We start from the raw sequence: 11,764 nt of genomic DNA, 5'->3' as shown, positions 1-11,764 counted from the left end.
GATGAAGCCTGAGCTTGAGTCGATGGTCGAGGACAACGAGGCGTCGCCTTTGACCTTAGCGGCTGAGCAATATGCGACCGTCAACAAGTACGCCGGTGCGTTCCTGGAGGCGTTCACATTCCGCTCACCTCGATCCTCCAAGATTTTACAAAGGAGAATGAAAGCTTCGGCATCCTGCACACAGGTCGCCGCAACAGTGAGCTGCACTCGGGCGAGGCGGCATTCGACGGCATCAAGGGGTCGGTCTGGCAGCCGCGCTTCTACCAGACCAGCGAGATTTTACTCGGCTCCATGGGAATGACCCTTCAGGATTTCGTGGGCAAGGATGAAGCCAAGGTCGCCAAGCAACTGATCGCTGCCGCAGCCGATGACAGCGCAAAGGCCGTCAAGGGCGAGGTGGAGGCTCACAAGAAGGTGTGGCTCGCCAAGAAAGACAATGAACGCGAAAAGCTCAGCGCTCAGGCCGGAGTCTGGGCAACCAGGCATGTTGGCCACCGCGTCGAATGCCCCGCCTGTGCATCGACCGCGCTCGTTGTCGGCGAACCTGTCACTGCGCCTGTGCAAAGGCTCAACGACGGAGCAATCACCGAGACGCAGGAATATCTACCCAATCAGTTCGAATGTGTCGCCTGTGGCCTCAAGATCGCCGGCCTGTCCCGGCTCGCTGCGGTTGGCCTCGGAGATCGCTATAAGAAGACGCAGGTTTACGACGCAGCCGAATATTATGCGCCCGAGGATGAACATGCGGGATACGAGGACGACAACAATGAGCGTTGATGTCGCCGCGAACTGGATGGAGACCCATCTTGGCGTTCAAGGCCGCTGATCAGATGCTCGAACCAGATCCGCGCTACGCGGATCTGGTTGTCGTCGAGGCCGGGGGCGTGCGCCGCTTGACCATGGACGATCATTATGCCGCGATCGCCGCCATCGTCCTAATGGGTGAGGCGCCGCAGGAGAGATTCGCGACGCGTTCGACCGCGCCCGAAACGTCCTGCTCTACGCCTGGTTTGACTATGACCTGTTGGTGACCGCCGAGAGCCAAGCTTTCGGCGCCTTCGAACTTGCTCTCAAGCGTCGCCTGAATGGAAATGGCGCGGGGAAGGGCGGTGCGCTTTTCAAACTCATCAGCGAAGCTCGAGAGCAGGGTGTGCTCCCCGCGCCAACTACATCCGCCGTGGGACGGATCGATCCCATCGAGGCGCTGCGTCATATGCGCAACGAGCTCGCGCATGGGGCGACGGACGTCCATTCCCCGGCCATGGCCCTTGATGTGGCGGGAGCCTGCGCGAAGGCGATCGACCTCGTCTTTCCGAAACCCGTTCCGGCGCCGTGATCGGATCCATCTCGCTTGAGGTCTACGCTCGCTGCCTTGCGCTCGGCGGCGCAAAGGCTGCCGCACGATCCTGATCGGCTGCCTGGCAAGCCGCGATTGACATGGCAACAAGCGTGGTCCGTCACGATCAGCGAGCTCTGGTCTCGGTCTTACCGCCAGAACGGTTCGTCCGCGTAGATGCTGTAGCCTATGCCCTCTGGGGTTGTCCTGCGCCCAAGCCACAACGTCGTCCGTCGGTACGACGAGGCGTGTCTGCCCGGTCGGCTCCCAACAGTTCTTGCCGGATTTCATATAGAAGTCGCCCACGCCCTCGACATGGATCCGTCCGCTCGTTGCTCGCCGCAGATCAAACGTCGTCAGCTGGTAAGTGAGGAGCCCGCCATGCGTTCGACGCACGACGGCCACCGAGCTTTCTGGCTCATTGCGATAATAGTTTTCGATGTCGGCCTCGCTCTGTCGAGCGCATGGTGAAAGTTTTCGGGCATGCGACACGCTATGTCTCTCTCACTTCGTGTGGCCGTCAGGTGAGGGCCGATTGGATGGCATGCGGCGGTGCGGGGGATTGATTCAGTGCCACCCATCCAGGCAGTCTTGCAGGCGCTTAAGCGTCGGCGCCTCCAGCTCTCCGACAAGCACGAAGCTCTTGTCATTGAGTCCGTTCATCGAAGGGCCGAACAGGCCCGACACCGAACCATCTGTGTGCCGCGCCAGATAAAAGCGATCATGAAAACGGGCCTCGGTGACTGTCCGGAAATAGCTGAAGCGCACCCGATACCCATTTCGATTCCCATGGTCGGCAACGGTCCTGCGCCAGATCGGACCGGAGCCCACCTTCTTGCCCTTGGCATAGGGCGGCTGATGGATTGTGATCTCGGACCGGGGAATGTCGAGGCAGTCCAGGTACTTTCGAAAATTGTCGAGCCCGCCTGTGGTGCTCTCTTCGCTCTTGTCGAGAAAGATGAAGGGATCCGTTACGAGGATATCCTTGATCGGCCCTTTGCCACGATGGACCTTTCGCGCCATGTCGAAGAAGGCGTCGGCCTTCGCTTTCCAACCGCCGGCCACGGTCATCAGCTGAATGACGATCGAGCCGTCATCAGCGTCGGATCGGCCGCTGATGATCTGGCCAGGCCTGCCGGCGAGCCTCAAGGGACAATCCTGCTGCGGGCATGTTCCGTCACGAACGGTCACAAGCGGACGGTCTTCCTCCGTTTGCAGCCAGTTCGTAACCTCCTGTCGAAATGCGCTCGCATCCCAGAACCGCCCCTTAAAGTCGTAGTCGAACTCGAGCTCGTTGCTGGAGTTCAGTCCGAAAAGCTCGGGTGCCATCCGTTTGAGCGCTTCCCGATCTTTCGAGCGCGGCGGCAGTCCCATCCGCATGCGCCAATACCATTCGCTGATATCACTCATCGCTATAGGTCCCCAATTCCCCGTTGGCATAGGTGTACGCGCCGCATTGATGCCGTTGACGGCCGCGATCACGGCGTCTGAAAACCTGCTTTTCGTTAGGGTGCGGACCTATCCTTGCGGAGCGCCTCCACCATCGATCGGGCAAGAGCATATGCGCCATCGATGTCGCCGCGCTGCCAATCTGCCACCGAATGCTCAAGGTTGAACCAGGGCAAACGCGTCAGCGCCGCGCGCTGTTCGCCGGACAACGGCGTCGCCGCCGCGGGGTTTTCGAAGAGGATCGATGCCTCCCCAAGACAAAGGATCGCTGCGGAGTAGCGACTGACCTTCGGCGCCCCGCGAGAAAAGCGCCCGAAATGAGCCATCGGCGTGATCGACTGCCTGCCGCCGATATGATCGTCGAAAACTGGTGCGTCCTTCCAGCCGTAGAAGCCGTACCAGATCGCACCGGAGCAGAGTGTTCCGCGGTGTCCACTGATGAGTGGCGAACTCTGCTCCTCTTTGAGGACGTCCGCCCATTTTCCGAGATCGCGAAAATCGATCCACAATATGCTCGGCTTTCCCTCCGCGATCTGAGTCTCCTTGGCCTTGATTGAGCCGATCTTGCTGATCGCGTTTGTCTGGGTCGTGTCACCGGCCTTGTCCGGATCAGGCGCGCCAAACGGATGCAACTCTGAAACAGTAAAATCGATTCGTGCGCTCGGCACGTGTACGGTTGACCGCTCCACGCCATCCGGGGATGCGCCGTCGGCGATGTGCCGGGCGCGGGCGACCTGTTCATCATGCTCGAGCTTGGCCGTAACCTCGATAACGCCGCCCGACCCGTCGAGGTCGAATTGGAAATCGGGAGTCGGCGTCTTCGCCGTAGGAATGGGCCGAATTTGGAAACCTGCTTCCAGCATTGCGCCGTAGCATCGGATTTCCGCGAGGGCCCCCACGGCCTCCTGGAAATCGTCGGTCTGGATGACGCGTTTGACGCTGTTCGCGAGCCACGCCGGCCCGCCATTCTCCAACCCAATCCTATCAATGGCTTGGTTGACCAGATAGTCCTTGGGCGCGCGCCTGTAATCGACCCGCTGGTTGAATGCGTTCATCGCTGACCAGGCAGGATGGCGCCCTCTAGCCTTGTCGTAGTGAGCGTTGATCTCTGCGATTTTATCGTCGTTCAGTAACCCAAAAAGTCCCTGCAGTTTCCTATCCCTCAAACCTTTCAATCTTTATGCCCCTATCGATAAGAGACGGCAATGATGCGCCATTAAAGTCCGGGATCAAACAGCTAGCGGCCGCCGATCGGGGCCCGCGCTGCCGCAGCAGGTCGCCGATTGACGCGCCACCAAGACGGTATGATCCACGATCAGAAGATGTGGCGCTCGATGAAGTCGAGCGGATCATCATCTAAGGGGCCGATCTAACGGCCGCAGCGTTCGACCATCTCATCTGCGATCGCCATGAGACTGTAGGCTTGGACCTTGCGGCTGACGGGTATCAGAAGCTCCACCGGCTTGGTCAGTTTCTCGGCCTCGACGGTACACCGCACTGCGCCGCTGACGCGTCTCCATCGTGGGGAAACAGCACGTCGACCTCGAATAACTCTTCGCCGCGCTGATGACGGAACAGATCGCAGGTCAGAGCGCCACGCTTGGTCGGTTTCCCCTTCGGCCACCGGTCGTAGTAAAACCCCTCAAGATTGTGCTTCTCTGGCATCGACGGCATCCGGATAGCAGGGACGGCACCGTGCCGCTGAACGGGAGTTGTAAGATCAAGACAAATGCTTGCATGCCAGATCTGGTCGATACTCGGTTGTCGCGGAACATCGGACGTCTGGTTTTAGGTGCTGAGCGGCTCGCCCAATGTCGCCAGTGGGCGCATTGCTGCCGCCAGCTGGCAACCGCTACGAGCATGGGGAAGGACGAGCAGGGCGCTGGAACGGCGCCAGGCTCTGTTCACTTGCTATGCCTAGAAATGTGCATATATTGTGGGTATGAGAGAGGTCGGAGATTTGTCATGACCCACGTACAGCTCGCACAATCGAAAGTGGTCTCAGGCTTTGTCGATAGCCTTCAGGAGCCGCGCACGCCTTATATCTCGCCGAAGCGCCTGTCGCAGGCGCTGGGCGTGAAGGTGGCCAACCTGGCGCAATTGACCGGCGTCCATCGCAACACGCTGCGCAATCCCTCGTCGGAGCGCCTGCAGGGCCGGATGCGCGAGATGGTGAAAGTGATCTCGGCCGCGACGGAGCTCACCGGCGACGTCGACAAGGCGATCTACTGGTATCGCAATGAGCCGATCGCCGACTATGGCCATCGCACGGCGGCTGAACTCGTCGCGGACGGCCAGGTCGAAGCAGTCCTGGCCTTCATCCGGGATCTCGAGAACGGGGCGCGCGGGTGAAGGTCACCCGCGTCGGGCCGGACGAGATCTTCCATCGCTATCTGACACCCAAATGGGCTTTCCTGCCCACCAGCGGTGCCGGCGCGGCGATCGACGGCGGTCGTTTCAACCGGCCAGGCGTCGAAGCACTCTATCTGTCCCGTTCGACCCAGACGGCTCTTGATGAATACAAGCAGGGTGCCAGCATCACCCCGCCGGCCACCCTTGCGGCTTACAAGATCACGCTCGCCGAGGTGGCCGACCTTTCGCAGGGATTCGACCCGGACATCTGGGATAGCGCCTGGAAGGAATGGGATTGTGCCTGGCGCCAGATCGCTCGCATCGACAAAAAAATTCCGCCATCGTGGAAGCTCGCGGACCTGATCATCACGGCCGGGCTTCGCGGCATCCTGTTCCCGTCGCTGCGTCACGCCGGCGGCACCAATCTGGTGATCTTTCCGGCCAATCTTGTCGACGCCGATCATGTCGCGGTTCACGATCCCGATCACCGGCTGCCGAACGACCAGTCGTCGTGGTCGTGAATGCCGCCTCCCGCTGAGGGCCGGACGCGGCAACACCCGATCAAGACACCTGGTCTTCAACAATATTGCCCTTTGCTTCTTCCTCTTCGCCGTCGCCCTCCCCAACAACCAACCCTACCGGAATATCCCCCGCCAAGAGCTTGTCCTTTGACAGCAGCCCTGCGTCCTCGAGCGCCTCGAAATCCGGCAGGTCGCGCAGCGTGTCGAACCCGAAGTGCGAGAGGAAGGTTTTCGTCGTGACATAAGTGTAGGGCGCACCAGGCTGCGGACTGGGGGAGCATGAGGATTTGTGGGGCGGGCTGGAACGAAGTATGTCGTCACCGTTGAATCTTGACGGGGCCGGCGGATTTGAAAAGGGCAAAACGGGCAGCGACGAAAACTGCCGGAGAGGCGGCAGCCTCGGAGGATGAGATTTCCATCCTGCAATTCCGCATCTGGCTGAAGGACGTGAGCCCCATGGTGTGGCGTAGGGTTCAGGTTCCCTCGACGATGACGCTACGCGAGTTTCATGGCGTCCTTCAGGTCGCGATGGGATGGGAAGGCATACACCTTTACCAGTTCGTCATTCACACGGTGCGGTACGGCTCGTGGGAGGCGGGTGCCCGCTTTCCGGCTATCCCACTTGGCAATTTGCAACTGCGTAACGGCAGCCGGTTCCTGTACGAGTACGACCTCAACTTCCCTTGGGAGCACGAGGTCCGGCTAGAGCAGCGCCGGCCTGTCAAACCCGGAGCTCACTATCCGGCGTGTACGGGCGGCGACGGCAACTGTCCGCCTGAGGATTGTGGTGGACCGGAAGCCTGGATGTGGCAGAGGGACGAGGCGCTCGGGCCTGACCTCCATGAGGATCTCGCCACAGCATTGGAATTCATCACGGAAATCGGCGACACCCGGTCCCTTGCGGTCCTCGATGATCCGGACCGCGCTTGGGAATTACAGGAATTGCGGTTTCGGATCAAAGGCGGAGCTACACTGCTGGGCCAGTCGTTCGAGCGGCGGAAAGTGAATGATCGCCTGCGGCAGAGCGAACATCTGATCCTCATGCACCAGCAGATGTGACGGGCCTGATGACCTGATCTTTCGAAAGAAGATTGGCCCCCAGAAGGGCGGCATCATCACCGCGAGTGTTGATGCCCGAAAGCAAGGCTGGGATGGCGTTTGCGGCCTGCTTGATCGAGATCATGTCGGTTTACCGGACGATTTTCGGATTGCTAACTGATGGTCTTTATCAGCGTTTCCGGCAGGCCGCAGAGGAGAAACGGGCGTCATGGGCGCAATCAGTTTTCCACTCCGGTCATTCTGGAAAACTCATTGCGAGGACATGAGATGCGGGCGCGGCTGGTTCTGGAGATTATGGGTGACGATGGTGAGATGATTGCAATGGAAACCGTCGCCGATCTGGTGAAGGTGACGAAGGGCGCCGAGGATCTCGGTCTGTCGTTGTCGGAGGCGAAAGGCCTTCTTACGAAATTACAGCAGGCGATGGTGGAGACGCAGGTGGAACTTTGGCTGAGCGAAAACCGCGAGCTGGATGGGCGTCGCCTGCGCAGCAAGGGCAGTTACCCAATAACCTTCCATACGCTCTTTGGGGACGTCCGCCTGAAAAGCCCCCGATACTACCTGCCGCACTCGGTCGGCGGAAACGATCCAGCAACGATCTCTCCACTCCGGAAACTGATCCCCGACCGCCCGAGCGCCTCTATCTGGAAACGCGGTGGGCATCGCTCGTCCCCTATGCCGCCGCGGCCGAGCTGCTGGCCGATGTGCTGCCGGTCGAGAGCGGCGCCAACGCCACGACGGTTCGGCAGCACGCCTTGCAGGCCGCCAGGCGCATCGAGCGGGAACTGACCGAAGAGCGGGTTTCCTTCATGCAGGATGCCTGTCCGCGCGACTGGATGAACCTGCCCGTTCCCGATGGCCGCATCGTCATCGGTCTGGATGGCGGGTATATCCGTGACCGCAACGATCGAAAGAAGAACTTCGAACTGATCGTCGGCCGCTCCTTACCCGAGGACGGAGATGCCCGTTACATCGGTTTTGTCCATGGCTACGATCGCAAGCCGCAGCGGCGTATCCTTGACCATCTTAAAAAGCAGGGTGTTCAGGCCAATCAGGACATCACCTTCATCACCGACGGAGGAGAAGAAGTCCGCTCGCTTGCCGAGATGATCGCGCCGGCAAGCGAACATGTCCTCGACTGGTTCCACATCACCATGCGCATCACGGTCCTGCGCCAATTCGCCCAGGGTCTCGAAAACCATAATGAGCAGGCCGGACAGGATCTGCTTGAAACCCTGCGCAGGATCAAATGGCACCTCTGGCATGGCAATGCGTACCGTGCCAGTGAGGAAATCGGCGACCTGCAATTCGATGCGGAAGCGCTCGAAACGGACTACCCGATCATGCGCAAATTCCTCACGGCCATTGGCGAGTTCCGATCCTACATCGCTTCCAACAGTGCCAGCCTGATCAACTACGGCGAACGCTAACGGTCCGGTGAGCGGATATCCTCGGCCTTCGTCGAGGCAACCGTCAATGCCGTCATCAGCAAGCGGTTCGCGAAAAAGCAGCAGATGCAGTGGAGCAGGATCGGCGCGCATCTTCTGCTGCAAACCCGAACGCAGACCCTCGACGGCTCCCTACGCTCGACCTTCCAGCAATGGTATCCCGGTATGGCGAACGACAATCACGAACCAGACGAAACAGCTCTCGCCGCATAACTGCCCCACACTTCCTCATGCTCCCCAGGAAGCGGCGAAGGTTCGGCCCCTCATGCAGATTTCCGGCATGAACGCGTGGGCCGTGCCAACAGCTGACGGCGGCCAGCAGGTCGCCTTAACGACACCTGACGGCCTGACGATCTATGGCCGCATCGTCGGCCCGCAGGGCGAAGATATCTCGGCCGCACTTCTGGCGACAACGCCGACCGTGACGCCCGAGGCTTCCCCCTTGGGATGGGGAGCCCGTCACCACGTCTGCAACACAGGCAACGCAGGCCGCTCCGCAAACGGCGACGAACTTGACGCGGTCAGTCACAGTTCCGGCGCAGACGCCTCCGGCCTCCGCCGCACCGGCAGTTCAGCCGCCAGCAGCGCCGCCGGCACCCCCCGCCCCTGCCGCCGGCAGCACTCCGCCACAGCAGGCAACTACCGCGCAGCCGGTCCCGCAAGCCTCTCAGCCACAGGCCCAGCCGCAGCTGCTCGCATCGGTCGGATCGGAGAATGTCACGGACGTTCCGAAGGCGTCGAGTGTCGAACAGTTGATGCAGCAGGCCAAAGACTTTTCCATGTGGTTCCCAATCAACCAGCCAAAGCCGGGATCACCGCTCGTCTATGTCTTCGTCGATCCGACATGCCCACATTGTGCATGGTCGTTCGATCATCTGTTGCCGCGCATCAAGGACAACAGCATCGATCTGCGCGTGATCCTGACGCCAATCCTTTCCGCCCAAGCGTTCGACATCGCGGCCTCAATCATGCACCAGGACGACATTCCAACAACGCTGCTCGAACAGTCGCGCTCCATCATCGGCTCAGGCAAACCGGCTCCAAAGGTCGATCCGAAGGACTTCGACAAGCGCGTCACCGACGGGTTGCGCCGTAACGTGCTTTGGATGCGCGCCAATGGCGCTCCGGGCGTTCCGTTTTACCTCTACCGGTCTGACAAAGGCGCACAGTTTGCCTTCGGCTCGCTGACCGACGCCCAATTGGCAACAGCTCTTCCCGAACCTCAGGCAACACCGAACACCGCCGCCAATACCGGGGCGCCCGCGCAATGAACCAGCACGTCGATTACGGCCAGATTGAAACAGTGCTCATGCGCGCCGATGTCTATCGTGCAGCATACAAACGCATGAGCATCATCGCCCTTGCCCTGCTCGTGACCACCGTCATCTCGGTAATCGCGGCCGTGACGATGGCACTCACGAAGCCGGAGCCGCGCTATTTCGCATCGACGACCGATGGCAGAATCCAGCCGCTCATCCCTCTCGATCAGCCACATTTGAGCGCTGCGGAGATCACGACCTATGCCGCCGAGGCGGTCACACGCTCGTTCACCTATTCCTTCGCGACCTATCAGCAGGACTTCCAGGACGCGCAGCAATATTTCACCAAGCCGCAGGGCTGGAATTCCTTTGTCGATGCGGTCCAGAAGTCCGGAACCCTCGATCTTGTGAAAAACAAACGTCTCAACACGACAGCCATCGCGCAGCGGGCTGTCATCGTGCGTGAAGGCGTCGGTCCGAACGGCATTTACGAATGGATCGTTCAAATGCCGGTGCGCGTGACCTACCAGTCAGCATCCGAAGTTACCGGCCAGAACATGATGGTCACTGTCACATTGCAACGCTTACAAAGCTATGAACACCCGCGCGGCGCGGCCATTTCCCGCTTCCTCGCAGCCCCCGGAGGTGCTTGATGAAACGATTGGCCGGTAATTTTGCTTTCCTATTGGCTTTGAGCGGATCGGCCCTCGCTCAGCAGGCGGTCCAGCCGTCTCCGACCTATACCGAGCCACAGGCGGGCATGCCCGCCGAACTGCCGGTACAACGGCCGCAGCCGGCCGCGCAGGCCCAACAGGGGCAGCAGGCCGAACCCGGCGATGAACGTCCGCCCTCCAAATTCGGAGAAGTCGATCCTCAGCGTTTCGAGAGCCAAGAACCCCGTCAAGCCCCAAACGTGCCAATCATCGGCGCACGCAGGCTCTTGCAGTCGCTGTCCGAGCTCGACAGGCCTTTGACGCCGGAGGAAATCACTGCCTACGGCGCTGCCGTTCAATCGACCATGCCTATGTCGCCTGAAATTATCCGCGACTATCGTCGCAGGATCGACGAGAGCCAGAAAGCCGCAGCGATGCCGCCGAGCGGTATGCGCGCCCGGCCAATCTCGGATTCCGTGCGCATGTCGCTCAAGTCGAACCAAGCGCTGCAAACCTTGCTGACAACGCCCAATACCGTATCGGTGATGGCGTTTTACGATCGCACCGGCAAAGCCTGGCCGATCGCAAGCTATGTCGTCGGCAGGTCCGATTCCTTTCAGGTCTACGCCCTGCAGGAAGGATCCAACCAGCTTGCCGTGACGCCACTCGTGACGCACGGCTATGAAGGGCGCCGGAAGCGGCGAATTTGTCTCGCGAGGAAGCGCCAAAGGCGCGGGCGAAATTCGTCGGTGCAGTCGTTGGCGCATGGGCCGTTCGATCCTAGATTCCGCTCATCAGGCAATCAAAAAAGCGGAGTATTTCCTGTGGCTTGGCAGGCCGATGAACAACAGGGAATCGTCCGCTGTAACGGTATAATATATCGCCGTCATCATTGCCGCTTGTGTCAATACAAAGCCTCGTGACAACTCGCCTGTTCCGGCAGGGCGCTCGACTCGCCTGTTTCGGCCCATTCGGGTAACGATCGGACTAACGCGAAAGGATGGTCGCGGCATTGCCGCGAAGCCTTTGCGAGCGCCGCTCATACGCTGCCAGTCTCGATCCCATAGGCATAGGCAGGCCCTGAAAAAGAACGGCAGTTTCACCGAAAAGCCGGGCGAGCCTCGGTCAGATGTCCCGATCCTGCCACGCCGCACACGGTTGCGGCCGGTGGCTTGGAAGACGGTTGTGCTTCAAGCCGCACGTACGAGCAGCGTTATTCATTGCGGGTAGACTACAGCTCGGCCAGGGGCCAGCAACCTTGTCGGGCAAGAATTTTCCCCGCGCCTTCCGCGCTTCCTCGCGAAACAAAATTCTTGCCCGACAAGGCGCTCCGCGATGCTCCGCCCCTTCGAGTGCAAGCCCCTGGCCGAGCCGCCGCGTAACTCCGCAATAACGCAGATCGCAGGAGCTACCCACCGTGAATCAAATTATCAGCTACTTCCAAGCCACCGGCCGCAACCTCCGGGCTTTCCTGGGGAAGATCGTCAGTAACTTCTCCGTCGTGGCAGCGTCGCCCTCAAGATCGCGGTGAAACTGCCGTTCTTTTTCGAGGCAGACCTCACGGTCAAGACCGAATGGGATCGTGACCAGCGTCGCTAACGCGGCGCCGCCAAGGCCGCTTCGGCGGCCTTGGCGCTATGGCGGCCCGTGGCCGCTAACGGATGCGAGCCGCGAAGCGGCTCACGCC

Annotated in this window: 12 protein-coding genes and 2 pseudogenes; 10 read left to right on the top strand and 4 right to left on the bottom strand. The window is 60.4% G+C overall.

Annotated elements, in window-relative coordinates:
• Window positions 1-297: 297 nt before the first annotated feature.
• The 3 genes from EN786_RS35595 to EN786_RS38360 are packed head-to-tail and all read left to right on the top strand — an operon-like array spanning window position 298 to window position 1,336.
• On the top strand, window positions 298-777 hold the full coding sequence (locus tag EN786_RS35595; protein ID WP_246688837.1) for a hypothetical protein: 480 nt from the start codon (window positions 298-300) through the stop codon (window positions 775-777).
• A 29-nt stretch (window positions 778-806) separates the two neighbouring features.
• On the top strand, window positions 807-1,031 hold the full coding sequence (locus EN786_RS38365; protein ID WP_210238922.1) for a hypothetical protein: 225 nt from the start codon (window positions 807-809) through the stop codon (window positions 1,029-1,031).
• Window positions 1,028-1,336, top strand: a complete 309-nt coding sequence (locus EN786_RS38360; protein WP_210238921.1) for a hypothetical protein — start codon at window positions 1,028-1,030, stop codon at window positions 1,334-1,336. The genes EN786_RS38365 and EN786_RS38360 overlap by 4 nt, the downstream gene beginning before the upstream one ends.
• A gap of 567 nt (window positions 1,337-1,903) precedes the next feature.
• Here EN786_RS38360 and EN786_RS35585 read toward each other — a convergent pair.
• Window positions 1,904-2,746, bottom strand: a complete 843-nt coding sequence (locus EN786_RS35585) for a hypothetical protein (protein WP_135909944.1) — start codon at window positions 2,744-2,746, stop codon at window positions 1,904-1,906.
• A gap of 95 nt (window positions 2,747-2,841) precedes the next feature.
• The gene (locus EN786_RS35580) at window positions 2,842-3,960 is read right to left on the bottom strand and encodes a hypothetical protein (protein WP_135909942.1); all 1,119 of its coding nucleotides are present in this window, start codon (window positions 3,958-3,960) and stop codon (window positions 2,842-2,844) included.
• A gap of 790 nt (window positions 3,961-4,750) precedes the next feature.
• Between EN786_RS35580 and EN786_RS35575 the strand changes: the two genes are divergently transcribed.
• Window positions 4,751-5,137 carry a DUF2384 domain-containing protein gene (locus EN786_RS35575; protein WP_135909940.1) on the top strand — a complete coding sequence of 129 codons (387 nt, stop codon included), beginning with the start codon at window positions 4,751-4,753 and terminating at the stop codon, window positions 5,135-5,137.
• Window positions 5,134-5,658 carry an RES family NAD+ phosphorylase gene (locus EN786_RS35570; RefSeq protein WP_135909937.1) on the top strand — a complete coding sequence of 175 codons (525 nt, stop codon included), beginning with the start codon at window positions 5,134-5,136 and terminating at the stop codon, window positions 5,656-5,658. Before EN786_RS35575 ends, EN786_RS35570 begins: the two co-directional genes overlap by 4 nt.
• Window positions 5,659-5,698: 40 nt before the next feature.
• On the opposite strand, the pseudogene EN786_RS35565 reads toward EN786_RS35570, so the two are convergent.
• Window positions 5,699-5,929 (bottom strand): annotated as a pseudogene (locus EN786_RS35565) (segregation and condensation protein B); the annotation flags it as partial.
• A gap of 77 nt (window positions 5,930-6,006) precedes the next feature.
• On the opposite strand from EN786_RS35565, the gene EN786_RS35560 reads away from it, so the two are divergent.
• Complete coding sequence (locus tag EN786_RS35560; protein ID WP_245430210.1) at window positions 6,007-6,717, top strand: plasmid pRiA4b ORF-3 family protein; 711 nt, start codon at window positions 6,007-6,009, stop codon at window positions 6,715-6,717.
• On the opposite strand, the gene EN786_RS38070 is transcribed toward EN786_RS35560, so the two are convergent.
• Window positions 6,698-6,841 (bottom strand): hypothetical protein, encoded by a 144-nt coding sequence (locus tag EN786_RS38070; protein ID WP_189524368.1) that lies wholly within the window; start codon window positions 6,839-6,841, stop codon window positions 6,698-6,700. The two genes, EN786_RS35560 and EN786_RS38070, sit on opposite strands and share 20 nt — an antisense overlap.
• A 143-nt stretch (window positions 6,842-6,984) precedes the next feature.
• Here EN786_RS38070 and EN786_RS35555 point away from each other — a divergent pair.
• The 4 genes and pseudogenes from EN786_RS35555 (at window position 6,985) to EN786_RS38065 (ending at window position 11,000) form a co-directional block, all read left to right on the top strand.
• Window positions 6,985-8,378 (top strand): annotated as a pseudogene (locus EN786_RS35555) (ISKra4 family transposase).
• A gap of 542 nt (window positions 8,379-8,920) precedes the next feature.
• Window positions 8,921-9,436 (top strand): hypothetical protein, encoded by a 516-nt coding sequence (locus tag EN786_RS35550; protein ID WP_135909935.1) that lies wholly within the window; start codon window positions 8,921-8,923, stop codon window positions 9,434-9,436.
• On the top strand, window positions 9,433-10,077 hold the full coding sequence (locus EN786_RS35545; protein WP_135909933.1) for a type IVB secretion system apparatus protein IcmL/DotI: 645 nt from the start codon (window positions 9,433-9,435) through the stop codon (window positions 10,075-10,077). The genes EN786_RS35550 and EN786_RS35545 overlap by 4 nt, the downstream gene beginning before the upstream one ends.
• Entirely contained in the window at window positions 10,077-11,000 is a 924-nt protein-coding gene (locus EN786_RS38065) for a DotH/IcmK family type IV secretion protein (RefSeq protein WP_189524367.1), read from the top strand. The genes EN786_RS35545 and EN786_RS38065 overlap by 1 nt, the downstream gene beginning before the upstream one ends.
• Window positions 11,001-11,764 lie beyond the last annotated feature (764 nt).

This window comes from Mesorhizobium sp. M4B.F.Ca.ET.143.01.1.1 (assembly GCF_004792275.1).
Lineage (GTDB): Bacteria > Pseudomonadota > Alphaproteobacteria > Rhizobiales > Rhizobiaceae > Mesorhizobium > Mesorhizobium abyssinicae.
The sequence above is the reverse complement of the archived record's forward strand: the minus strand, read 5'-3'. Positions and strand labels throughout refer to the sequence as shown.